Here is a 23,931-nt window from a genome sequence, read left to right on the forward strand (position 1 = left end):
TGCTTGGGGGATCGGTTTTCCGTCTGACTCCGTGGAGCAGCGCGGAAATAAACTGTACCACCACTCTTCCCGGTTCGCCAGTCGGCCCCATTTGGGGTCGCCACAGGCAGCCGAAAGGCCCGGAATCACGCGGATTCCGGGCCTTTCGTAGTTCACCGGCCGGACGGGTCAGCCAGCCGTTGATGTTCCCGGCTTGAAGTACGCCGCACCCAGCGGGGGAAGCGTAACGGTCAGGGTGGCCGGCTGGCCATCCTGTCCGTCATCCGTTGCTTTGAGCTCCCCGTCGTTCAGCACGCCGGATCCGCCGTACGTGCTGTGGTCGGTGTTGAGCACCTCTGTCCAGGCCCCGGGCGTCGGAACTCCGAGGGTGTAGCCGACATGCGGTGCGCCGGAGAAGTTGATGGCACAGACCAGGGGGTTGCCGTCGGCGTCCCACCTGATGAAGGACAGGACGTTGCGGTCCGAGTCTCCCCCGTTGATCCACTGGAAGCCGGCCGGAACGTTGTCCTGGGTGTACAGGGCAGGTGTGGCTGCGTAGAGCTCGTTGAGGTCTTTGGTCAGCAGCTGCAGTCCGCGGTGGGCGGGGATGTCCGCAAGCCACCAGTCAAGGCCGTGCTGCTCGGACCACTCCGCTTCCTGGCCGAACTCGGTGCCCATGAAAATGAGTTGCTTGCCCGGATGCGCCCACTGGTAGGCAAAGAAGGCGCGGAGGTTCGCCAGCTGTTGCCAGCGGTCACCGGGCATCTTGCGGAGCATGGAGCCCTTGCCGTGGACAACCTCATCGTGGCTGATGGGCAGCAGGAAGTTCTCGGTGAACGCGTACACCAGGGAGAACGTCACCGTGCCGTGGTGCCATCTGCGGTTGTAGGGGTCCTCGGAGATGTACTTGAGTGAATCGTGCATCCAGCCCATGTTCCACTTGAGGCCGAAGCCCAGGCCGCCGTGGCTGGTGGGGGCGGTGACGCCCGGGAACGCCGTGGATTCCTCGGCAATCATGACGGCGCCCGGGTGGGTCTTGTAGACCGTGGCGTTGACTTCCTGCAGGAAGGAGATGGCCTCAAGGTTCTCCCTGCCGCCGAAGCGGTTGGGCCGCCACTGGCCTTCCTGGCGTGAATAGTCGAGGTACAGCATCGAAGCTACCGCGTCCACGCGCAGGCCGTCGATGTGGAACTCCTCCAGCCAGTAGAGCGCGTTGGCCACCAGGAAGTTGCGGACCTCGGTGCGGCCGAAGTCGAAAATCAAGGTACCCCAGTCCGGGTGTTCTCCGAGGGCCGGGTCGGAGTGCTCGTAGAGGGGCTCGCCGTCGAACCGGGCCAGCGCCCAGGCGTCCTTCGGGAAGTGCGCGGGAACCCAGTCCAGCAGGACGCCGATCCCGGCCTGGTGAAGGGAATCCACCAGGTAGCGGAACTCGTCAGGGTGGCCAAAGCGGGAGGTGGGCGCGTAGTAGGACGTGACCTGGTAGCCCCAGGAACCGCCGAACGGGTGCTCCGCGACCGGCATGAACTCCACGTGCGTGAACCCGAGCCATTTGACGTACTCCACCAGTTCCTGGGCGAGTTCGCGGTAGCCAAGGCCCAGGCGCCAGGACCCGAGGTGGACCTCGTACACGCTCATGGCGGAGTTATGCGGGTCGCGCTTGGCCCGTGCTTCCATCCACTCGCCGTCCTTGAAAGCGTAGGACGGCTCCACCACCCTGGATGCAGTCAACGGGGGCACCTCGGTGCCAAAGGCGAGCGGATCGGCCTTTTCAACCCAGTAACCGCCCCGCGTCAGGATTTCGTACTTGTAGCAGGCCCCTGCTGCGACGCCGGGGATGAACACTTCCCAGACGCCGGAGGAACCCAGGGAGCGCATGGAGTGCTCACGTCCGTCCCAGGCGTTGAAGTCGCCCTTGACGCGGACGGCCTGCGCGTTGGGGGCCCATACGGCGAAGGAGACTCCGTTGACGGCCCCCAGCCCGGACTTATAGTGGCGGACATGGGCGCCAAGCACCTGCCACAGTTTTTCGTGCCGGCCCTCCCCGATGAGGTGCAGGTCCACTTCGCCCACGGTGGGCAGGTAGCGGTAGGGCTCATCGACGGTCAGTGGGTCCTTGCCCGGGTAGGTGACCGAGAGCCGGTAGTCGGGAACATGCCCCTGTTCCAGTGGTTCCAGGACGGCAACCCATACACCATGGGCTTCGTGTTCCATGGGGATTTCGCCGGCCTGCGTGACCACGGTCACTGCTTCGGCCAGGTGCTTCACGGTCCGGATGGTGACATACCCAAAGTCGTCCAGGTGCGCGCCCAGGACGGAGTGGGGGGCGTGGTGTTCACCGTTCGCGATCCGGCCCAGGGTGCCTTCATCCACGTGCAGGGGCACCCCCGGGCGGTCAGTTCGTGCTGAGCCTGTCATTTCGTTACCTTCCGATGCTGCGCCGGCGGAGTCGCCGGCACCGTTACTGCCCAGGAGCCGCCTGGAGGCGTTTACTGGAATCGCCACCCAGTCGGGCCTGTTACGCATTTCATAAACAACTTCGTACAGCGCCTTGTCCAGCCACAATGCCACAAACAGCGGTGAGGTCCGGTCCACCGTTCCGGGAATGACGGCGGCATACCCGGCCAGGAAGGCGTCGGCGCAGTCGTCCACCCAGCGGTCCGGTACCTGTGCACCCTCCTGCTCCCGCTGGGCTGCCCCGGCCGCGTAGTCGAAAGACCGCAGCATCCCGACGACGTCGCGCAGCGGCACATCCGGGACATTGCGTTCGGCGATGGGCCGCAGGGGTTCCCCCTCGAAGTCCAGGATCGCCCAGCGGCTCCCGTCCCCCGATGCGCCGGTGACCTGCAGGATCTGGCCCAGGTGGAGGTCGCCGTGGATGCGCTGCAGTGGCCCGGTGGGGGTCTTGTCCAGGTTCGCCAGCAGGGCGTCAAGGGCGTCGTCGTAAGGTCCGACTGCGGCACGCGCTTCAGCCCAGGCGGTCCGGACACGCTGTGCAACAGCAGATACTGCCCCCGTTCCGGCGCCCGGCCCGGTGGACTGCCCCAGGGCCTCCGCCAGGCGCTTGTGCACGGTGGCCGTTGCGGCGCCAAGGGCCCTGGCCTCGGCGGTGAAGTCAGTGCCGGAGCGGGCCGCGTCGACGGCCAGGCGCCAGGCATCACGCCCGCCGGCGAGGAATTCGTGGGCCACCGCGAGCTCGCCCTGCACGTACCGGGTTCCATGGCCGGTACGTCCGGTGGCGTGGGTGCCGTTCCCCAGCCACTCCCCCCTGACCCAGCCAAGCGTGGCAGGGACTTCCGAGGTTCCGGCCTTCGTCAGGGCGGCCCCCACTTCGATTTCCGGGTTGGTCCCATCCGAAAGGACCCGGAAGAATTTCACCATGGCCGCGGACTCGCCGTCGTCCACGATGACGGAACTGTTGGACTGCTCGCCGGAGAGAACCTTCACGACGCCCTTGGCCGTGGGCAGGCGGTAGGAACCTTCCACGCGGAAACCGGTCGCGGTTCCGCTGTCCGCTTTCCCTTCCTGCCGGATGAGCTCCAGGAAGGCGCCCACGAAGTCGGGGTCGTGGACGGCGTCGTAAACCCAGGGGCGGGTGGGATCCATTCCGGCTGCTTCCCCTACCAGTGCCCGCTCCATGCCCCCGGCCGGCGCCGGCCGGAAGCTCAGGGGAACCTGCACCACTGAGGTGCGCTGACCGCCGTCGGGCCCCTGGGTGGTGACGTTGAGCAGGAACACGGCCAGGGCCGCGTGGCCGCTGGCATCCGCCAGGCCCAGGCTGCCGGCCTGGGAGATGGAGAAATCGGGGGTTTTGACCGGGAACCAACGCTGCTGCGGCAGCCATTCCTTGAGCAGCGCGGTGAGGGCGGGAGTGAGGATTGGCTGGTTCATCTCAGTTCTCTATCGACAGGATGGGCATGGCCTGGGTGTAGGGCGACGAGGGACTTGACCCCGCCGACCGCATCCGGAGCCAGAAGAAATCGTGGCTTCCGATGGTCAGGGTGAGTGTGCCGTCGTCGCCGATACCAGGAAAGACCTGACCGCCAAACACATCGCGGAGGCCCCTGCCGGCGTACTCGGGAATCCGCAGCGTGGCAGCGACCGGATGCTGGGACAGGTTGAAGGCGCACAGGATGGTCTCGGAGTCGGCCCCCGCGGGGTTGTTGTCCGGGAGTTCGCGCAGGTACGCCAGGACGGCGTCGTGGTCTGCGTCCACGTGCTTGAAGCCGCCCAGCCCGAACGCCGGGTGGTTCTTGCGGACGCTCAGGATCTGTCGCGTCCAGCGGAGCAGCGATCCGGAATGCGCCGCCTCAGCCTCCACATTGGCCATGGCGTAGTTGTACACCAGCGACTGGATGGGCGGGAGGTACAGCTTGCCGGGGTCCGCATGGGAGAAGCCTGCGTTCCGGTCCGGGTTCCACTGCATGGGCGTACGGACTGCGTCGCGGTCCTCGAGCCAGATGTTGTCTCCCATCCCGATCTCGTCGCCGTAGTAGAGGAACGGGCTCCCCGGAAGTGAGAGCAGGAGCGCGTTGATCAGCTCGATCTCGGCCCGGGAGTTGTCGAGCAGCGGCGCCAGCCGGCGGCGGATGCCGATGTTGGCCCGCATGCGCGGGTCCGGCGCGTACCAGCCCAGCATGGCGGCGCGCTCGTCGGCGGTGACCATCTCCAGGGTCAGTTCATCGTGGTTGCGGAGGAATGTGCCCCATTGTGCGCCCTCAGGGATGTCCGGGGTGTCGCGCATGGTCTCGATGATGGGTGCGGCCTTCTGGTCGCGGAGCGCGTAGTAGAGGCGGGGCATGATGGGAAAGTGGAACGCCATGTGGCATTCGGGTTCTTCAACGGTGCCGAAGTACTCAACCACTTCATTGGGCGGCTGGTTCGCTTCGGCGATGATGACGCGGCCGGGGTAGCTTTCATCCACCATTTCCCGGAGCCGGCGGAGGAACTCGTGGGTGGCGGGCAGGTTTTCGCAGTTGGTGCCCTCCTCCTCGAACAGGTATGGGATGGCGTCCGCCCGGAAACCGTCAATTCCCTGGTCCAGCCAGAACCGGACCACGTCGAAGACGGCGTCGATCACTTTTGGGTTTTCGAAGTTCAGGTCCGGCTGGTGGCTGAAGAACCGGTGCCAGAAGAACTGGCGGCGGATGGGATCGAACGTCCAGTTCGATTCCTCCGTGTCGACGAAGATGATGCGGGCATCCTGGTATTTTTCGTCGGTGTCGCTCCAGACGTAGAAGTCCCCGAACGGCCCGTCCGGGTCCTTCCGGGACTCCTGGAACCAGGGGTGCTGGTCGGAGGTGTGGTTCAGCGGAAGGTCGATGATTACCCGGACGCCGCGGGCGTGGGCCTCCGCCACCAGCCTTTTGAAGTCGCTGATGGTGCCAAACTCGTCCAGGACCGAGTTGTAATCCGAGATGTCATAACCGCCGTCACGCAGCGGCGACTGGAAAAACGGGGGCAGCCAGAGGCAGTCAACGCCGAGCCACTGCAGGTAGTCCAGCCGGTCGATGAGGCCGGAGAAATCCCCGGACCCATCGCCGTTGGCATCCGAAAAGGCCCTGACAAGCACTTCATAGAACACTGCCTTGCGGTACCACAGGGGGTCATGCTGAAGGCCGGGCGCATTTAGCTCGAACGTGCTCTTAGGGGTGAAGTGGCCGGAACTTTGCGGATTGAAGGTCACTGATGCGTTCTCCTCACGCTCAGGATGTGGGCGGGCTCCACGTGCGGATCAAGCCGCACGTAGTTGAACTCGCCCCACTCCCAGCTTTGGCCGGAGAGGAGGTCGTCCACGTAGAAGCCGCCGCCGGGCGTGATGTCCTGCGGGTCCAGTTCCAGGGCTGCCAGGTCCAGGGCCACGCTGCATTCCTTGGTCACGTGCGGGTCCACGTTGACCACCACGATGATGGTGTCCTTGGATCCGTCGGGAAGGGTCTTGTGCTTGGAGTAGACCACCGTTGAGTCGTCGGTGCTGTTGTGGACCGTCAGGTTCTGGAGGTCAAGCAGCGCGGGGTGGTCCCGCCGGATGTGGTTCAGCCGCGTGATGTACGGGGCCAGAGAGCGTCCGGACTCGGCGGCCGCGTCCCAGTCGCGCGCCTTGTACTCGAACTTCTCGTTGTCGATGTATTCCTCGGCACCGGGCCGGGCCACGTGCTCGTACAGTTCGTAGCCTGCGTACACGCCCCAGAGCGGGCTGCCCGTGGAGGCAAGTACCGCCCTGACGCGGAACGCGGCCGGCCCGCCGTACTGCAGGTATTCCGTGAGGATGTCCGGGGTATTGACGAAGAAATTGGGGCGGAAGAACGCCGGGGACTCGTGGCTTACTTCTTCGAAGTAGGTCTCGATTTCCTTCTTGGTGTTCCGCCACGTGAAGTAGGTGTAGGACTGCTGGAAGCCCGCCCTGCCCAGTGCGTGCATCATGGCTGGGCGGGTAAAGGCCTCCGCAAGGAAAACCACGCCGGGCACCGCTTTGTCCACTTCCGCGATGAGCCATTCCCAGAACCACACTGGCTTGGTGTGCGGGTTGTCGACGCGGAATATCTTGACGCCATGGCTGACCCACAGCAGCACTATCCGCAGGATTTCCCGCGAAAGGCCTTCGGGATCGTTATCGAAATTCAGCGGGTAAATGTCCTGGTACTTCTTGGGCGGGTTTTCCGCGTAGGCAATGCTGCCGTCCACCCTGGTGGTGAACCATTCCGGATGGGACTGCACCCAGGGGTGGTCAGGGGCAGCCTGGAGCGCCAGGTCCAGGGCCACTTCCAGTCCCAGTTCGTTGGCACGGGCCACGAACGCGTCGAAGTCTTCGAAGGATCCGAGGTCGGGGTGGATGGCGTCGTGCCCGCCTTCCTTGGCTCCGATGGCCCACGGTGAACCCGGATCGTGGGGGCCGGCGACAAGCGTGTTGTTGGGCCCCTTCCGGAACTGCAGGCCGATGGGGTGGATCGGCGGCATGTAGAGGACGTCGAACCCCATGGCAGCGACGGCGTCCAGCCGCTTGGCCGCGGTCCGGAAGTTACCCGAGGTCCAGGCACCGGTGTTGTGGTCCTTGACGGCGCCTTCCGACCGGGGGAAGAACTCGTACCAGGCGCCCCGCCCGGCCCGGTCCCGCTCCACCAGCAGGGGGTACTTCTCGGAGACGGTGACGAGTTCCCGGATGGGCTGGCGGGCAACGACGTCGGCGATTTCCTGGCTGAACCCGGCACCAAGCCGTTCCTCCGTGCTGCGGGACTGGTCACCCAGGACCTCAGAGGCGTGCCGCAGGGCAGCCCGGTCCACGTCGTCCCGGAAGTCCTCGGCGGATGCTTCGCCCAGCAGTTTGGCACCTTCGGCGAGCATGAGTTCGACGTCGACCCCGGCGTCGATCTTCACCTCGGCGTTGTGGTGCCAGGTGCCGTACCGGTCGTGCCAGGCTTCGATGGCAAAGGACCAGTTCCCCGTTTCCGACGGCGTGAGCACGCCTTCCCAACGGTCCGTGCCCATACCCCGTTCCCCGCGGGGCGGCGCGAGGCGCACGCGCTGGCGCTCGGCACCGGAGGGGTCCAGGAGCACTGCGCTGACGCCGAGCTGGTCATGCCCCTCGCGGAAGCAGGTGGCGCCCACCACGATGGCTTCGCCGGGCAGGGCCTTGGCCGGAAACTTGCCGCCCTCGACGACGGGCTGCACGGCGGTAATCGGAAAACGCCCGAACCGCAGGCCCTCGGTGATACTGCGCTGGGGCATTTTGGTGGATGCTGCACTGGTTCCTGAGTTAGTCGTCACAGGCTCGACGTTAGCGAGAAATGCCCCGGATTGCTAAGCCTGCTCACTAAAAACGGTGTGCCGCGGCCGAATTTCTTCACGCCCCTGTCATTTACCCAAAAGAAACCGAAAGCTGGTTCCAGCCGCGCATGTTGTCGGTTAGTGTGACGCAGGTGAAGGCAATCCGCAGGTTTACGGTCCGTACAGTCCTCCCCGAACCCATTCGGCCCCTGGCCAGGCTGGCCAGCAATTTGCGGTGGTCCTGGCACCGCCCCACCCGGGAACTTTTCGCGGGGCTGAACCCGCGCCTCTGGGAGGAAAGCGGGCAGGACCCCATCGGCTTCCTGGGCATGGTCAGCCGCGAGGAATTCCAGCAACTCGCTGCGGACCAGTCCGTAGTGGAGAGGGTGCGCGCCGCCGAGCAGGACCTTGACCGGTACCTCCAGGAGCCGCGCTGGTACCAGGGCCTGGGCCCGGATGCACCCGCTTCCATTGCCTACTTCTCCCCCGAGTTCGGCATCACCGAGGTCCTCCCCCAGTACTCGGGCGGCCTGGGCATCCTCGCCGGCGACCACCTGAAGGCAGCCTCGGACCTCGGCGTTCCCCTCGTCGGGGTGGGCCTGCTGTACCAGGCCGGCTACTTCAAGCAGTCACTGTCCCGCGATGCGTGGCAGCAGGAGACCTACCCCGTCCTGGATCCGGACGGCCTGCCGCTGACACTGCTTCGGGAGCCGTCTCCGGACGGCAACGGCAAGGCCCTTGAGGTATCCCTGCCCCTTCCCAACGGGCGCCGGCTCCTGGCACACATCTGGCGGGCCGACGTCGGCCGTGTTCCCCTGCTCCTCCTGGACTCCAACGTGCCGGGCAACGACGACGCCGCCCGCAGCATCACCGACCGGTTGTACGGCGGCGGTGGCGACCACCGGCTCCAGCAGGAACTCCTGCTGGGCATGGGCGGGGTCAAGGCCCTGCGCGCCTTCCAGAAGCTGACGGGCTGCGCCGCGCCGGAGGTGTTCCACACCAACGAAGGGCACGCGGGGTTCCTGGGGATCGAACGCATCCAGGAACTGATGTCCGGGGAAGAGGCCCTGACTTTCGACGAAGCCCTTGCCGCGGGCCGCGCCTCCACCGTGTTTACCACCCACACCCCGGTCCCGGCCGGCATCGACAGGTTCGAGATCAATCAGATCAGCCATTTCTTCCAGGCCGGACTGGCTCCGGACGTGCCCGTGGACCGCGTCCTGGAATTGGGACGGGAGAACTACGCGGACGGTAACCCGGCCGTCTTCAACATGGCGGTCATGGGCCTGCGCCTGGCCCAGCGCGCCAACGGCGTGGCCAAGCTCCACGGCGAGGTGTCCCGCGGCATGTTCTCCGCCCTCTGGCCGGGCTTCGACCACTCCGAGGTGCCCATCACCTCGGTCACCAACGGCGTGCACGTGCCCACCTGGGTGGACAGCCGCATCTCCAAGCTCGCCCGCGACCAGTTTGGCAGCGAGGCCGAAGCGCTGGGCAAATGGGACCTGGCCTACAACGTCAGCGATGCCGACGTCTGGGCGCTCCGCCGCGAGATGCGCGCTGCCCTGGTGGAGGACGTCCGCCGCAGGCTGCGGGCGGCCTGGAAGAAGCGCGGCGCGGCCGACGCAGAGCTGGGCTGGACGGACAACGTCCTGGACCCGGACATCCTCACCATTGGTTTTGCCCGCCGCGTGCCCACCTACAAGCGGCTGACCCTGATGCTGCGCGAACCAGCGCGGTTGAAGGCGCTGCTCCTGCACAAGGACCACGCCATCCAGTTGGTGATCGCCGGAAAGTCGCATCCGGCCGACGACGCCGGGAAGAAAATGATCCAGGACCTGGTGCGGTTCACGGATGACCCCGAGGTCCGGCACCGCATCGCGTTCCTGCCCAACTACGACATCGCCATGGCCCGGACCCTGTTCCCGGGCTGCGACGTCTGGCTGAACAACCCGCTGCGTCCGTTGGAGGCCTGCGGCACGTCGGGCATGAAGGCGGCCTTGAACGGTTCCCTGAACCTTTCCGTCCTGGACGGCTGGTGGGATGAGATGTACGACGGCGAGAACGGTTGGGCGATTCCCACGGCCAACAACGACGCTTCCCCCGAGGAGCGGGACGACATTGAGGCGGCGGCGCTGTATGAGCTGCTGGAAACGCAGGTGGCACCGCGCTTCTACGGCAGCACGGTGTCCGAGGCTGCAGGCGCTGCCGGTCCCTCGACCACGCCGAGGGAGAAGGTGCCAACGCACTGGGTGTCCATGATCAAGCACACCCTCTCGCACCTGGGTCCGGCGGTCTCCGCTGAACGCATGCTCCGCGACTACGTGAACATCCTGTACCGCCCGGCAGCGGAAGCGGGCCGCAGCGCCACCGCCAACTCGTACGCCCAGGCCCGTGCATTGGCTTCGTGGTCAGCCAAGGTGCGCGGCGCCTGGCCGCAGGTCCACGTTGAGCACGTGGATTCGGTGGGCGTGTCCGAGGACCCGCAGATCGGCGACACGCTCCAGGTCAACGCCTACGTGGCCCTGAACGCCCTCACACCGGAGGATGTCTGCGTGGAGGTGGCCTACGGCCGGGCCGAGGAGAACGACACCCTGGCCGACATCACCATGATGGAGCTGCAGGTGAAGGAGGACCTGGGCAACGGGCGCCACCTGTTCAGCAGTTCCTTGGTGATCGACCGCTCCGGGCCGTTCGGGTACACCGTCCGCGTCCTGCCCCGGCATGACGCCTTGGCCTCGAAGGCCGAGCTTGGGCTGATCGTGAACGCTTAGCCCGTTGCGGACAGGGACCGGCAGGCCTGCTTCCTGGCAGGCCTGCCGCTCCGTTCAAGGAAGCACGGCGGTCACTTAAAGAAGCACTGCGGTGACGGCCAGGTCCTTGCCCGCGTACCGTTCTGCGTCCTGCAGGATCTCGCAGATGATCCCGAACGACCGGTCAGCGCGGAACGGCGCCGCCACCTGCCACAGCAGCGTGACGGGAGGGTTGCCGTTCCCACTGATGCTGTCCGCGAAGTCGTGAAGCGAGTCGTTCAGCGCATCGAGGTTCACGCCATAATGCTCGGGAAAGTCCAGCACCTCGCCAAAGGTCTCCAGGACGGTGCGTTTGCTGTCCGCCGGAGGGACCACCACGCTGCGGCGCCCGGCGTCGGCCACCTGTTCCTGCAGCTCTTCGAGGGTCCAGGTGTCGCCGGAGAAGATTCTCATGGTTGTGCTAGCTGCCTTCCGCTATGTACTTGAACGTTGCGTAGTGGTCCCCGGTGTAATACTTCTCGCCGTCGTTGCCGGCCACGATGCGCCTGGCACCCCTGTCCGGTTCACCAGGCGTGGGAACGGTGTACTCGCGGTAATAACCGCGGTCCCGGGCGGGCAGGACGCGTTCGAAGTTGCCGAATACCTGGTCGTCCTGGCCGTACTGGAACGGGCCGCCCGCCCGGATCAGCGCCAGCACCCGACGGCCCTCCACCGGCAAGGCGGATTCCCGGATCTCCGGCAGGCTGGATGGGTTCGCTCCTCGGTGGGACGCCGACTGCTTCGCGGCCGGGGACGTGGCCGTCCCGCGCTGGGTGCCCGCTGCGCTGGAGGCGGCTCCCGGCGTCGTACCGTCCGTCTGCCGGCCCAGCAGCCCGGCGCCGCCGAACGCCACGACGGCCAGCACCACCAGGGTGGTGAGGATCAGCGGGAGGATGGAGCGGTTGCGCATGCGGGTCTGCCTGACGGGGGGATGGAGGAGTCTACGTGCGGTAGATGCTGATGGAGTTGGCCTCGGCAAGGTCGATCTCCCCCGCTGCCACCTGGATACCCTGCCGCTCCTTGTGGCGGGGCGAGGTGGTGAGCCGCAGCTCGAACAGGCCCGGCGCCGGCTTCCCGGCATCCGGCAGGGTGACCTCGACGTCATGGGCGCCTCCGTTGACCACTACCAGTCCGGCAAGGTCGCCGCCGTCGTCGCGGAGCAGTAGCTGCAGGACGCGGTGTTGCGGATTGTTCCAGCGCTCGGCGGACATGGGCTGGCCGTGCTGGTCGAACCAGTAGAGGTAGGACTGTTCGTCGCGGACGGGAAAGTCGTGGGGCTGGGCGGCAAGGAACTCCTTGCGCAGCCGGATGTACCGTTTGGTGCTGCGCAGCATCTCGTGTGCCTCCGGCGTCAGCGTCCAGTCGAGCCAGGTGATGGCGTTGTCCTGGCAGTAGGCGTTGTTGTTGCCGTGCTGGGTCCGTGCCAGCTCATCCCCGGCAGTGATCATTGGGACGCCGAGCGAGACCATCAGCGACGCCATCAGGTTGCGCCGCGACTGGGCGCGCTGTGCCAGGATTGCGCTGTTCTCTGTGGGGCCCTCAACGCCGTGGTTGTAGCTGCGGTTATCCCCGTGCCCGTCCCGGTTTTCTTCACCGTTGGCCTCGTTGTGCTTCCGGTCGAAGGACACGAGGTCGTTCATGGTGAAGCCGTCATGGGCGGTGACGAAATTGACCGACGCCAGGCGCGAACGGCCGGAGGCCTGGAAGAGGCCCGCGGAACCGGACAGGGCGTCGGCAAGCTTTGCCATCGTCCCGCCGTGCCCGCCGGAATCGATGGCTGCCCGGTCGGCCAGCCAGAACGTCCGGACGGCGTCGCGGAAGTGGTCATTCCAGTCCACCCAGCCGCGCGGGAACCGGCCGGTCTGCCAGCCGCCGTAGCCAATGTCCCAGGGTTCGGCGATCAGCTTGACCTCGGCCAGGACGGGATCGGCGGCAACGGCCGTGAGGAAGGGGTGGTGGGGGTCGAATTCGTTTGCGGCGTTGCGGCAGAGCGTGACTGCGAGGTCGAACCGGAAGCCGTCGATGTGGAATTCGTCCACCCAGTAGCGGAGGGAGTCAAGCACCAGCTGGACTACATGCTGGTCCCCGAAGTTGAGGGTGTTGCCGCAGCCGGTGGTGTCAATGTACTTGCCGCTGCCGTCCACGCGGTAGTACGTGTCTTCACCGAGGCCGCGGAAGCTCAGGACGGGGCCGTCCGCCGTGCCCTCGGCTGTGTGGTTGTAGACGACATCGAGGATGACTTCCAGCCCGGCGGCGTGAAGTGCCTTCACCATGGCCTTGAACTCGTCCTGGACCGCCTGCGGGCCCGCTTCCTGCGCGGCTCGGGTGGCGTAGCCGGGGTGCGGGGCGAAGAAGGCGGCGGTGTTGTACCCCCAGTAGTTGCTGAGCCCCAGGTCCTGCAGGTGTGGCTCATCGATGTGGAAGTGGACGGGCAGGAGCTGGACGGACGTAACGCCCAGGCCGGTGAGGTGCTCTACGACGGCGGGGTGGGCCAGGCCCGCATAGGTCCCCCGCAGCTCTTCGGGTACGTCAGGATGGAGCATGCTCTGGCCGCGGACATGCGCCTCGTAGACGATGGTGTTGCGCCAGGGAAGACGCAGCCGTTCGTCAGATTCCCAGTCGAAGTCGAGAGCGGTGCGGACGCTGGTGAGGAAGCCCTCGCCCTGGTCCACTCCCCTGCCGTACGGGTCCAGCAGCAGGGGCTGGCGGGCGGAACTATTGTCTGCCGGAAGCTCCGGGGGCAGAGGCTGGCCGTCCGACGTCGGGCGGAAGCCGTAGCGCGATCCGTACGGCAGGTCCTCCACGATACCGTGGTGGACTCCCTTGGTGACGTTGGGCAGGGTCTGGGTCCGCCACTGGCCGCCGGGAGGGCAGTAGGCGATGTCCAGGCTGGCGACGCCGGGGGCGAAGCAGGCAACGTTGGCGCGTCCGCCGGCGTGGTGCCGGGTACCGCCGGAATCAGCGCGCGGGACGCTGACACCGAGGGGAACAGCCGAGGAGGCGTCCATGGTGGAAGCAGTGTCGAAAAGCGGCATGACCATCACCTAAATAGTAGCGGCCAGCGGCACTTGGCCTGCCCGTATGCCCCTGCGGCGCGGGGAATCCGTCCGCAGGTTACGGGCAGGCGGAGCTATCCTGCGGAGCGCTGGCGGGAGACCTCGTACAGCGAGATGCCCACGGCCATTGAGGCGTTCAGGGACTCCATGGCGGAATCGATGGGAATGGAGACGATCTGGTCGCAGTTTTCCCGGACCAGCCGGCTCAAACCCTTTCCTTCGGAGCCCACCACGATGCACACGGGTTCGGTCGCCAGCGTGAGGTCAGGCAGCGAAACGTCGCCGTCGCCGTCGAGCCCCAGGACATAGATGCCCATGTTCTTGAACTGCTTCAGCGCGTTGTTCAGGTTGGAGGCGCGGGCCACGGGCACGCGGACGGCGGCACCGGCACTGGTCTTCCATGCCGAGGCGGTCACGCCCACGGAGCGGCGCTCGGGCACCACGACGCCATGGCCGCTGAAGGCGGAGACGGAGCGGATGATCGCACCCAGGTTCCGGGGGTCGGTAATGCCGTCAAGGGCAACGAAGAGCGGCGCGTTGGAGATGTGCCCCTTCTTCCACTTGTCCACGGTTTCCTCGGCGAGCTCGTAGGCGTCCAGGTACTCGTAGGGCGGGATCTGCAGGACCAGGCCCTGGTGGACGGCGTCGTCCGTCATCCGGTCCAGTTCAGGTTTGCCGGTTTCCAGCAGCGGGATGCCGCGTTCGGCCGCGAGCTTCAGGGACTCCTTGACCCGGTCGTCCATCTCGATGCGAATGGCAACGTGGAGGGCCTTCGCCGGAATTCCGGCACGGAGCGCCTCGACTACGGAGTTGCGTCCGGTAACCACTTCCTCGGTGGCACGTCCCTTGGGGCCGGACTTGGCAGCGCCGGCGCTGCGGGCACCGGTCCCCCGCTTCGCTGCAGACCGTTCGGCAAGCTGCCGGGCCTTGTGCGCTTTGTGGTACACGCGGTCCTCGGCCTTGGGCGTGGGGCCCTTGCCCTCGAGGGCCTTGCGGCCATGGCCACCGGTTCCGACGGTTGGGCCCTTCTTCGCTTTAACCGATCGGCGACCATTGTTGGCCATGATGTCCCACCCTTGATTGTGCTGACTGAATCTGCATACCAGTCTACTGACCCGAAAAAAATCGGGGACAGCGGCCCTGTTCAGTCCCGCTTGAGGCTCCAGGTGGCACCGTCCGGGCCGTCCTCCACCAGGACGCCTGCCTGGTTGAGGGTGTCCCGGATGGCGTCGGACTTCGCCCAGTCCTTGTTCGCGCGGGCAGCCGCCCGGGCCGAGAGCTGCGCCTCGACCAGGACGTCGAGCGCTTCGGCCTCACGCGTGCTCGCCTTTTCAGAGCCTGCGACGGCGTTGAGCCCCAGGACATCGGTCATCAAGACGACGGCGTGCAGGGCGCTCCGGGCGCCGTCATCATCCCCGTCGGCGAGTGCAGTGTTGCCCGCCCTGACCGTCTCGTGCAGTGCGGCCAAGGCGCGCGGGACGTTGAGGTCATCATCCATGGCCTCCTGGAATGCCTGGACATTCGCCGATGAGGAGCCGTGGCTGCCGTCGTCGATAGGGCCCGCATTCCCGCCGAAGCGGGCCGCAGCCTTGGCCAGGAATCCGTCGATGCGTTCGACGGCGGCCGCTGCCTCCTGGAGGGACGTAGGACGGTAGTCGAGGATGGACCGGTAGTGCGCCTGGCCAAGGTAGTAGCGCACCACCCGCGGTGGGGCGAGTTCGAGCATTTCGGCCGGGCTGATGGTGTTGCCGATGGACTTGGACATCTTTTCGCCCTGGTACGTCACCATGCCGTTGTGCATCCAGAAGTTGGCGAACGGGTGTCCGGCTGCCTGCGACTGCGCCATTTCGTTTTCGTGGTGCGGGAAACGGAGGTCCAGTCCCCCGCCGTGGATGTCGAAGGCGGCACCGAGGTACTTGGTCACCATGGCGGAGCACTCGAGGTGCCAGCCCGGCCGTCCGGCACCCCAGGGCGAGGACCAGCTGGCGGTAGCGGGCTCCCCTTCTTTGGAACCCTTCCACAGCGCAAAGTCGCGCGGGTCCTTCTTGCCGCGGGGATCGGCGTCGGGCGCTGCCTGCATGTCGTCGATGTTCTGCCGGGTCAGGGCGCCGTACTTGTCCCAGGAGCGGACATCGAAGTACACGTCGCCTGAGTCGTCCAACGCGGGGTAGGCGTGGCCGCGGTCGATGAGCTGCTGGATGAGGGCATGCATCTCGGGAATATGTCCGGTGGCGCGGGGCTCGTACGTGGGGCGGGAGACTCCCAGAGCGTCGTAGGCCTTCAGGAATTCCTGCTCGTAGCGGTAGGCCAGGGCCCACCATTCCTCACGGGACACCTCGCCCGGCTCGGGGCTGAAGTCCGGGTCAAAGGAGGCCTCGGACTTGGCGAGGATCTTGTCGTCGATGTCCGTCACGTTGCGGACAACCGTGACGCGCAGGCCCCGGTACTGCAGCCAGCGGGTGAGCTGGTCGAAAGCGATGGCGGAACGGATGTGGCCCACGTGCGGCATCCCCTGGACAGTCGCACCGCAGTAGTAGAGGCTGACCTTGCCCTCGACGAGGGGGACGAAATTCCGGACGTCGGCGGAGGCGGTGTCATAGAAGCGCAGGGTCACCGCTCCAGACTAGCTGATGGGCGCAGCGGGCTGCGGGTACACCAGGGCGGTGGCTACGGCGGAGACGCCCTCGCCGCGCCCGGTGAATCCCAGGCCGTCACTGGTGGTTGCCGTGACGCCTACATGGGCGCCTGCCGCCTCGCTCAGGACCCTTTGCGACTCTTCCCGCCGCGGGCCGAATTTGGGCCGGTTGGCTACGAACTGCACGGCGACGTTGCCGATCTCGAATCCGGCAGCCCGGACGATCCGTGCGGCCTCGGCGAGGAGCGTGGCACCGGACGCACCGGCGAATTCCGGGCGGTCCGTCCCGAAGTGGGTACCAAGGTCGCCGATGCCGGCAGCCGAAAACAGGGCGTCCGCTGCTGCGTGGGCCACTGCGTCGCCGTCAGAATGCCCGGCGAGGCCGCGTTCGCCGGGCCAGAGCAGGCCACCGAGCCACAGCGGGCGCGGAGAATCCTCGGGGGCATACGCGTGGACGTCGATACCCACACCGGTGCGGGGCAGGACGGTGTCCGGGCTCATCCCTCCACCCACCGGGCACCGAGCGGACCCTCGAGGAGGCCTTCGGCGAAGATGAGGTCAAGGGGTGTGGTGATTTTCAGGGATTGCGTCGACCCGCGGACGGCGTGCACCGCAGTGCCCAGCATTTCCACGAGCATGGCGTCGTCGGTGACGACCGCTGCCTGCTGCTGGTCCAGGGCCTGGGCGGCTTCGTGCGCCCGCAGCAGCGTGCTGAGGGTGAAGCCTTGCGGGGTCTGCACCGCCCGCAGTTCCTCGCGGCGGGCAGTCCCGGTGACAAGCTCGGGGGCAACCGCGGCGTCGCCGCCGGTGGTAGCCGCCACCGTCTTGACCGTGTCCACGACCGGGACCACGGGAATAACTGCCGCGGCGCCGGCGACCAGGGAATCGCAGACGCGGTGGAAAACGGATTCGGGTGTCAGGGCACGGGCGGCGTCGTGGACGAGGACGGCCTCGATGCCTTCCATCAGCGCTGCAATTCCGGCGCGGACGGACTCAGCCCTGGTGGATCCGCCGTCAACGACCGTCAGGAGGGGGCCGCCGTCGGCAAGTTCCTCGCGGAAGTCGTCGCACAGCCGGCGCAGTCCTTCGTCGCCGGGAGGCAATGCCACGCACACTTGGCTGGCCACGCCCGAAGCAACAATGCCGCGCAGGGCATGCATCAGGATCGGCTCTCCGCCGAGCGGCACTGCCGCCTTGGGCATGCCGTAGCCAAGGCGTTGCCCGGAACCTGCGGCAACCACGATGACTGCTGTGACCAGGCGCGTGGGTGATTCACTCATGCGGACTAGCCTACGACGCCGCACCATGGCTTGGATGCTTGGGACACCGCGGGGTGGGCCCAAAAAAGCCCCGGCGGCACGCGCGTGCAGCCGGGGCTAAATTCTTTAGGAAGCCAGGACCTCGTCGAGAACGCTTGCCGCCTTCTCCTCGTCGGTCTTCTCAGCCAGCGCCAATTCTGAAATCAGAATCTGGCGGGCCTTGGCCAGCATTCGCTTCTCGCCTGCGGAAAGGCCCCGGTCGTGATCCCGGCGCCACAGGTCGCGAACAACCTCTGCCACCTTGATGACGTCACCGGAAGCAAGCTTCTCCAGATTTGCCTTGTACCTGCGTGACCAGTTGGTGGGTTCCTCCGTGAACTCGGCACGGAGCACATCGAACACGTGCTCCAGGCCTTCCTTGCCCACTACGTCCCGGACCCCAACAAGGTCAACGTTCTCTGCTGGAACTTCAATGGTCAGATCACCCTGAGCCACCTTGAGCTTGAGATACATCTTCTCTTCGCCCTTGATGGTGCGCATCTTGATTTCTTCAATCTTCGCAGCACCGTGGTGAGGGTAAACTACTGTCTCGCCGACCTCAAATACCATGTGGACATTTCCCCTTTCCCGCAGACCAGTTTATCACGATTCAGGCATATGACCGGCCGGAGAAAGGGCTCCCAACCGCGAAAATACGCGGGAAAACGGCCCAATCGAACCCCTTCACCCCCTTGACGGATGCGCAGATTAGTGCATGCGGTGAGCGCTCACGCGGGGGATGTGACACCGCCGAATCCTCGTTTGCCCCTCTTTGCGGATAGGCTATGGCTGAAAAAGACTTCAAATTTCTCGAGGAGTACGTGACGTGCGTTCCACTGCGATGAACCGGGCCCAGCGCGGCAAACTGGCACTGACGGCTGCTGCCCTTGGCGCCAGCCTGCTGACCGCGGGCTGCGGTTACATCACGCCCCAGCAGACCAGCCATCAGTACTCCGCCTCGGACGGCATCCGCGCGGACCTCGGTCCGCTGCAGCTGCGGAACATCCTTATTGTTTCCACCGGCGAGGACGAGCCCGGCCGCCTGATCGGTGCCGTTTACAACTCCTCCTCCAAGGATGTGAAGCTCACCGTCAACGGCGCAAAGGGCTCACAGACCGAGGTTCCGGTGAAGGCCAACTCCTACACCCTGCTGAACGAAAAGTCGGATGAGGCCATCCTCAGCACCACCGGCGGCAAACCGGGTTCCCTGGTGGACGTCAAGATCAGCGAGAACGGCACCAACGTCAGCAGCACGGTCAAGGTTCCGGTCCTGGACGCCACCCTGCAGGAGTACAAGGACTACGTCCCCACCCCCAGCCCGTCGGCGACGTCCACGCCGTCGTCCTCTTCGTCGGCCAGCGCGGGCGCAACTTCCTCCGCCTCCGCGACCTCCAGCACCTCGGCAACGGCGACTGCCACCAGCCGCTAAGGCGAACGCTCGAACAAACAAACACAAAAAGGGAGGAGCCCCAAGGGGCTCCTCCCTTTTTTGCGGTGTCTTCGGGCCTACGGCTCGAACTTGTACCCGAGGCCGCGGACGGTCACCAGGTAGCGCGGTGCGGAAGGATCCGGTTCGATCTTCCCACGGAGGCGCTTCACGTGGACGTCCAGGGTCTTGGTGTCGCCAACGTAGTCGGAGCCCCACACCCGGTCGATCAGCTGGCCGCGGGTGAGCACCCGGCCGGAGTTGCGGAGGAGCATCTCAAGCAGTTCGAACTCCTTCAACGGAAGCAGGACCTGTTCGCCGTCCACGCTCACCACGTGCCGCTCGATGTCCATCCGGACAGGCCCGGCCTGGACCGTGGCGGAGATCAGTTCTTCCGGCTCGCCCTGGCGACGCAGGACGGCCCGGACACGTGCCACCAGCTCCCGGGAGGAGTAGGGCTTGGTGACGTAGTCGTCCGCGCCAAGCTCCAGGCCAACCACTTTGTCGATTTCCGAGTCCTTGGCGGTCAGCATGATCACGGGAACGGTGGAGCGCTGCCGGAGCTGGCGGCAGACCTCCGTACCGGAAAGCCCGGGGAGCTGCAGGTCCAGCAGCACCAGGTCGGCGCCGTTGCGGTCGAATTCGGTGATGGCGTCCAGCCCGCTGTCCACCACCTCAACCTCGAATCCCTCTTTGCCCAGCAAATAGGACAAGGGATCGCTGAACGATTCCTCGTCCTCAACAATCAAAATCCTGCTCAAGCGCTAGCTCCTCGTTCTGTTGCGCCGGCGGCGCGTGGTACTTGGGTAAGAGTGGCCCCGGGCGTCCCCTGGGCGGGCGGCAGTGCCGGCTGGACGGAACTGGACGGCCCGGCGTCGCCGTCCTGCCCTTCCATCTCGGGCAGCCGAAGGGTGAAGGTCGACCCCTGGCCTGGCTGGGACCACAGCGTCACTTCGCCGCCGTGGTTCGACGCCACGTGCTTGACGATGCTCAGGCCAAGCCCGGTACCGCCCGTCTGTCGGGAGCGGGCGGCGTCAACCCGGTAGAAGCGCTCGAAGACGCGCTCCTGGTCCTCCGGCGACAACCCGTCCCCCTGGTCGGTGACGGAAATGGACACCAGGCCGTCCCTGGAGCGAACGCCGATGCCAACACGGGTGTTGGGCGGGGAATAGCGGATGGCATTGTCGATGAGGTTCCGCAGCGCCGTGACCAGGAGGTCCTGGTCCCCAAACACCTTCCCCTCCGTCCGGCCGCCGACCACGATGCTGATGTTCTTGCTTTCGGCGGGAAGCTGCGAGCGGTCCACGGCCTCCGCGATCGCCGCGTTGATGTCGACGGGACCGCCCTGCTGTGTCACGCTGGCACCCTGGAGGCGGGAAAGTTCAATGATGTCCTGGACCAGCGCGGCCAGGCGGGCTGACTCCTTGTGCATGCGCTTGGCGAAGCGGCGCACGGCTTCTTCGTCATCGGCGGAGGACTCCAGCGCCTCAGCCAGCAGGGAGATGGCGCCCACCGGGGTTTTCAGTTCGTGCGAGACGTTGGCAACGAAGTCGTTGCGGATCTCTTCGGTCCGCGTGATTTCAGTCCGGTCATCGGCAAGGAGCAGGATGTATTCCTCACCCAGCATGGCCGCCCGCACCTGGACGATAATGGTTCCCTGCCCCAGCGGCCCGCGCGGAAGCTCGAGCTGCTTTTCCAGGATGACGCCGTCCCGCCGGACCCCTGCAGTCATGTCCAGGAGTTCCTTGTGCACTACGGTGTGCCCGCGGACCAGGCCGTACGCGTAGGCTGCGGGGCTGGCACGGACCACGCCGTCGACGTCGTCGAGCACTACAAAAGCGCGGCCGACGACGGCGAGCACCTCCGCGGCGCCGGCCGGCAAGGCGAGCTCCCCGGCATCGACATCCAGCAGTTCACGCTGTTTCTCGCTGACCCGGTAGGCAAGCACGCCGAACGTGCCAAGCGCCAGGCCGATAAGGCCGGCAACCAGACCAATGAGCATAGGATCCACAGGTCCACTTTATGCTCTTGCCTGTCGCCTCCTGCCGACTCCGGCCAGTTACGGCGTAGGTTCAACTAACGTTCACCTGTGTGGGCATAATCGTTTACCGGGCGATGACAAAGTTAGAGGTCAGAGCGCCCAATGGCGATACGATTCCTGCTGCCCTGCAGCGGCCGGCGGGAGTTCCAAGGAAAGGACGCCCACGTGCGTAAGGTTTTTCAGGAAGAACTCACCCAGGTTGGTGACCAGCTGGTGGAGATCTCCCGCCTGGTCAGCGAAGCAATCGAAAAGGCCACTACCTCATTCCAGGTAGCGGACGTGGACCTCGCCCAGGACGTCATCGCTGCGGACGCGCGCATTGACTTCCTCCAGAACAGCCTGGATGAGCGCGCGATCGACATCCTGGCGCTGCAGGGTCCCGTCGCCAGCGACCTGCGCATGATCGTAGGGTCCCTCCGGATGAGCGCATCCCTGGAGCGGATGGGTGACCTGGCACGGCATATCGCCCAGCTGGCCCGCCTCCGGTACCCCTCCACCGTGATTCCCGCGTCCATGACGGAGACCTTCAACCGGATGGCCAAACTGGACCAGGAGATTGCCGACAAGCTGACGGTCCTGCTGGAGAGCCGCGACCTTGAGGTGGCCCGGGACATCCTCAAGGCGAACACTGCCATTAACGACCTGCACCTGAGCGTCTTCAAAGCCATCGCCTCCCCCGAGTGGACCGAGTCACCCGCCACCACGGTGGACGTTGCGCTCGCCAGCCGCTATTTCGAGCGGTTCGCGGACCACGGCGTTTCCGTGGCCCAGAAGGTCACGTACCTCGTGACCGGCGCGTGGCAGCCGAACGCCACCGAGCACAGCTGATCCCACTTCGGATAAAACGACGGCGGGCTGGCCACCCAGGTGGCCAGCCCGCCGTCGTTCGCGGCTAATGCCCTATTTCTTGCCCTGGTTGGCCACGGCAAGGATTGCCTGCTCTGCGGCCTCGGGGTCAAGGTAGGTGCCGCCGGGCTTGATCGGCTGGAAGTTCTCATCCAGTTCGTAGACCAGCGGGATGCCCGTCGGGATGTTCAGGCCGGCGATGGCTTCATCGCTGATGCCGTCCAGGTGCTTGACCAGCGCGCGGAGCGAGTTGCCGTGGGCCGTGACCAGGACGGTCTTGCCGGCCTTGAGGTCTTCCTTGATGTCCGATTCCCAGTAGGGCAGGAGACGTACCAGGACGTCCTTCAGGCACTCGGTGCGCGGCAGGGCGTCGCCAAGGTCCGCGTAGCGGGGGTCGTGGGCCTGGCTGAATTCGCTGTTGTCGTCCAGGGGCGGCGGCGGGGTGTCGTAGGAGCGGCGCCACTCCATGAACTGCTCTTCGCCGAACTCGGCGAGGGTCTGGGCCTTGTCCTTGCCCTGCAGCGCACCGTAGTGGCGTTCGTTCAGCCGCCAGTCGCGCTTGACCGGAATCCAGCCGCGGTCGGCCTTGTCCAGGGCGATGTTTGCGGTGTTGATGGCCCGCTTCAGCAGGGAGGTGTAGAGCACATCCGGGAGGATGTTGTTTTCCACCAGCAGTTCGCCGCCGCGAGCTGCTTCCGCGCGGCCCTGGTCGTTCAGGTCAACGTCCACCCAGCCGGTGAACAGGTTCTTGGCGTTCCATTCGCTGTGGCCGTGGCGCAGCAGGATCAGCTTGTAAGTCATGATTTTCATCCTAGCTGAGCGGTGTTGCCCCCCGCCCAGCGTTACAAGGATCCCGCGGGCCCGGGATGGGCGGGACACCGGCGCCGGGCGATAGGGTTGGGCGGTGGTTCAAAAGGCTGAGCGGGTGGACGCCCCGCAACTTTCCGGACGGACGTCCGCGGCCGCGAAGGGCCGCCCCGTGGGCAACGTGACCCGCGGCACCACCAACCCGAACCGGATGCGCCGGGTTGACCGGTGGCTGACGGGACCGCAGGCCTGGCGCCTCCGGTCCGCGGCGGACCCGCTGGTGGTCGACCTGGGGTATGGCGCAACGCCGGCCACCGCCGTCGAACTTTACGAACGGCTCGCCGTTATCAGGCCGGACGTGCGGGTCTGCGGGATCGAAATTGAGCCCGACCGCGTCCGGGCGGCGCTTCCGCTGCAGCGTCCCGGCCTGACATTCCAGGTGGGCGGCTTCGAACTGCCCGTCGCGGGGCGCCCCGTGCTGGTCCGCGCCTTCAATGTCCTGCGGCAATACGAGGAGGCAGATGTACCGGGCATTTGGCGGCTGGTGCAGGACCGGTTGTCCCCCGGCGGCTTGTTCGTGGACGGCACGTGCGACGAGATCGGACGTCGCGTCACGTGGGTGGCGCTGGACCGGGAGCGCCCCCTGTCCCTTGGCATTTCGGTACGTTTCGGCAGTTTCGGGCTGCCCTCGGACGTGAGTGAGCGGCTGCCCAAGGCGCTGATCCACCGTAATGTCCCCGGTGAACGTGTTCACGCCTTCATGCAGGCCATGGACAAGGCATGGTTTGGAAGTGCGCCGCTTGCTTCATTTGGCAACAGGCAGCGCTGGGTGGGCATGTGCCGAGGTTTGCGCGACGCCGGGTGGCCGGTCCAGGACGGTCCCGGCAGGTGGCGCCTGGGGGAACTAACGGTGGACTGGGACGCTGTGGCGCCTGGTCACCACGGGCCGTAGGGGCCCATGTTGCGGCTGCCGCCGCGGCCGGCGTCCTTCACGGCCGGGCGGACATCCGCGAGGTAGACGGAGGCGGCGACCACCGCGGCCAGGCCGAACAGGCCCAGCGTGCTGAAGAGGCCCCCGCCGGAACCGAACAACGAAATCACGCCGATCAGGGCCGAGCCGCCGGTCAAGGCCAGCCAAAAGGTCTTGGTCCGTTTTCCAGTGGCTTCGAAGGCGTTGGGCCGGTGCCGGGCACAGTCCACGAACGCCCACAGCTCAAGACCCAAAGCCACCAGGCCAAGGATGAAGAACACTGCCTGCTCTACGTAACTGATTATTAGTCGACCGTCCACAGA

19 protein-coding genes are annotated in these 23,931 nt (G+C 66.1%); 4 read left to right on the top strand and 15 right to left on the bottom strand.

The features are described 5' to 3' along the window. Nucleotides 1–168: 168 nt before the first annotated feature. The 3 genes from NIBR502771_RS01075 to NIBR502771_RS01085 are packed head-to-tail and all read right to left on the bottom strand — an operon-like array spanning nucleotide 169 to nucleotide 7,701. The gene (locus NIBR502771_RS01075) at nucleotides 169–3,867 is read right to left on the bottom strand and encodes a 1,4-alpha-glucan branching enzyme (protein WP_141158081.1); all 3,699 of its coding nucleotides are present in this window, start codon (nucleotides 3,865–3,867) and stop codon (nucleotides 169–171) included. Nucleotide 3,868: 1 nt separating this feature from the next. After that, nucleotides 3,869–5,662 (bottom strand): maltose alpha-D-glucosyltransferase, encoded by a 1,794-nt coding sequence (treS, locus tag NIBR502771_RS01080; protein ID WP_141158082.1) that lies wholly within the window; start codon nucleotides 5,660–5,662, stop codon nucleotides 3,869–3,871. Next, nucleotides 5,659–7,701, bottom strand: a complete 2,043-nt coding sequence (locus NIBR502771_RS01085; protein ID WP_141158083.1) for an alpha-1,4-glucan--maltose-1-phosphate maltosyltransferase — start codon at nucleotides 7,699–7,701, stop codon at nucleotides 5,659–5,661. The genes treS and NIBR502771_RS01085 overlap by 4 nt, the downstream gene beginning before the upstream one ends. 191 nt (nucleotides 7,702–7,892) lie before the next feature. On the opposite strand from NIBR502771_RS01085, the gene glgP reads away from it, so the two are divergent. Beyond that, on the top strand, nucleotides 7,893–10,511 hold the full coding sequence (gene glgP, locus NIBR502771_RS01090) for an alpha-glucan family phosphorylase (protein WP_210411295.1): 2,619 nt from the start codon (nucleotides 7,893–7,895) through the stop codon (nucleotides 10,509–10,511). Between the two features lie 75 nt (nucleotides 10,512–10,586). Here glgP and NIBR502771_RS01095 read toward each other — a convergent pair whose 3' ends face one another. From NIBR502771_RS01095 to NIBR502771_RS01130, 8 genes are all read right to left on the bottom strand, one after another. Beyond that, nucleotides 10,587–10,943 carry a barstar family protein gene (locus tag NIBR502771_RS01095; RefSeq protein ID WP_141158085.1) on the bottom strand — a complete coding sequence of 119 codons (357 nt, stop codon included), beginning with the start codon at nucleotides 10,941–10,943 and terminating at the stop codon, nucleotides 10,587–10,589. A 7-nt stretch (nucleotides 10,944–10,950) separates the two neighbouring features. Then, nucleotides 10,951–11,439, bottom strand: coding sequence for a ribonuclease domain-containing protein (locus NIBR502771_RS01100; RefSeq protein ID WP_141158086.1), 489 nt, complete (start codon nucleotides 11,437–11,439; stop codon nucleotides 10,951–10,953). 31 nt (nucleotides 11,440–11,470) lie between these two features. Continuing rightward, nucleotides 11,471–13,570 (bottom strand): glycogen debranching protein GlgX, encoded by a 2,100-nt coding sequence (glgX, locus tag NIBR502771_RS01105; protein WP_141158087.1) that lies wholly within the window; start codon nucleotides 13,568–13,570, stop codon nucleotides 11,471–11,473. Between the two features lie 89 nt (nucleotides 13,571–13,659). Further along, on the bottom strand, nucleotides 13,660–14,649 hold the full coding sequence (gene rlmB, locus NIBR502771_RS01110; protein ID WP_141158088.1) for a 23S rRNA (guanosine(2251)-2'-O)-methyltransferase RlmB: 990 nt from the start codon (nucleotides 14,647–14,649) through the stop codon (nucleotides 13,660–13,662). An 80-nt stretch (nucleotides 14,650–14,729) separates the two neighbouring features. Beyond that, nucleotides 14,730–16,199, bottom strand: a complete 1,470-nt coding sequence (gene cysS, locus NIBR502771_RS01115) for a cysteine--tRNA ligase (protein WP_141158089.1) — start codon at nucleotides 16,197–16,199, stop codon at nucleotides 14,730–14,732. 9 nt (nucleotides 16,200–16,208) lie between these two features. After that, nucleotides 16,209–16,721, bottom strand: a complete 513-nt coding sequence (ispF, locus tag NIBR502771_RS01120) for a 2-C-methyl-D-erythritol 2,4-cyclodiphosphate synthase (RefSeq protein WP_141158090.1) — start codon at nucleotides 16,719–16,721, stop codon at nucleotides 16,209–16,211. After that, nucleotides 16,718–17,500: a 2-C-methyl-D-erythritol 4-phosphate cytidylyltransferase gene (gene ispD, locus NIBR502771_RS01125; RefSeq protein WP_141158091.1), complete on the bottom strand. Its 783-nt coding sequence runs from the start codon at nucleotides 17,498–17,500 to the stop codon at nucleotides 16,718–16,720. Before ispD ends, ispF begins: the two co-directional genes overlap by 4 nt. Nucleotides 17,501–17,605: 105 nt before the next feature. Then, nucleotides 17,606–18,088 (bottom strand): CarD family transcriptional regulator, encoded by a 483-nt coding sequence (locus NIBR502771_RS01130; RefSeq protein WP_011690592.1) that lies wholly within the window; start codon nucleotides 18,086–18,088, stop codon nucleotides 17,606–17,608. Nucleotides 18,089–18,359: 271 nt separating this feature from the next. On the opposite strand from NIBR502771_RS01130, the gene NIBR502771_RS01135 reads away from it, so the two are divergent. After that, nucleotides 18,360–18,947, top strand: coding sequence for a hypothetical protein (locus tag NIBR502771_RS01135; protein ID WP_141161362.1), 588 nt, complete (start codon nucleotides 18,360–18,362; stop codon nucleotides 18,945–18,947). Between the two features lie 77 nt (nucleotides 18,948–19,024). Here NIBR502771_RS01135 and NIBR502771_RS01140 read toward each other — a convergent pair whose 3' ends face one another. Together NIBR502771_RS01140 and NIBR502771_RS01145 are read right to left on the bottom strand one after the other, a co-directional pair. Continuing rightward, entirely contained in the window at nucleotides 19,025–19,705 is a 681-nt protein-coding gene (locus NIBR502771_RS01140) for a response regulator transcription factor (RefSeq protein WP_141158092.1), read from the bottom strand. Beyond that, complete coding sequence (locus NIBR502771_RS01145) at nucleotides 19,702–20,946, bottom strand: cell wall metabolism sensor histidine kinase WalK (protein WP_141161363.1); 1,245 nt, start codon at nucleotides 20,944–20,946, stop codon at nucleotides 19,702–19,704. Before NIBR502771_RS01145 ends, NIBR502771_RS01140 begins: the two co-directional genes overlap by 4 nt. A gap of 204 nt (nucleotides 20,947–21,150) precedes the next feature. On the opposite strand from NIBR502771_RS01145, the gene phoU reads away from it, so the two are divergent. Further along, on the top strand, nucleotides 21,151–21,813 hold the full coding sequence (phoU, locus tag NIBR502771_RS01150; protein ID WP_141158093.1) for a phosphate signaling complex protein PhoU: 663 nt from the start codon (nucleotides 21,151–21,153) through the stop codon (nucleotides 21,811–21,813). Nucleotides 21,814–21,885: 72 nt separating this feature from the next. Here phoU and NIBR502771_RS01155 read toward each other — a convergent pair whose 3' ends face one another. Further along, complete coding sequence (locus NIBR502771_RS01155; RefSeq protein WP_141158094.1) at nucleotides 21,886–22,632, bottom strand: phosphoglyceromutase; 747 nt, start codon at nucleotides 22,630–22,632, stop codon at nucleotides 21,886–21,888. Nucleotides 22,633–22,735: 103 nt separating this feature from the next. Between NIBR502771_RS01155 and NIBR502771_RS01160 the strand changes: the two genes are divergently transcribed. Then, a complete protein-coding gene (locus tag NIBR502771_RS01160) occupies nucleotides 22,736–23,590 on the top strand; it encodes a class I SAM-dependent methyltransferase (RefSeq protein WP_141158095.1) in 855 nt (284 codons plus the stop codon). Here NIBR502771_RS01160 and NIBR502771_RS01165 read toward each other — a convergent pair. Next, on the bottom strand, nucleotides 23,575–23,928 hold the full coding sequence (locus tag NIBR502771_RS01165; protein ID WP_141158096.1) for a DUF2516 family protein: 354 nt from the start codon (nucleotides 23,926–23,928) through the stop codon (nucleotides 23,575–23,577). The two genes, NIBR502771_RS01160 and NIBR502771_RS01165, sit on opposite strands and share 16 nt — an antisense overlap. Between the last annotated feature and the right edge of the window lie 3 nt (nucleotides 23,929–23,931).

Source organism: Pseudarthrobacter sp. NIBRBAC000502771, from assembly GCF_006517215.1.
Taxonomy (GTDB): domain Bacteria; phylum Actinomycetota; class Actinomycetes; order Actinomycetales; family Micrococcaceae; genus Arthrobacter; species Arthrobacter niigatensis.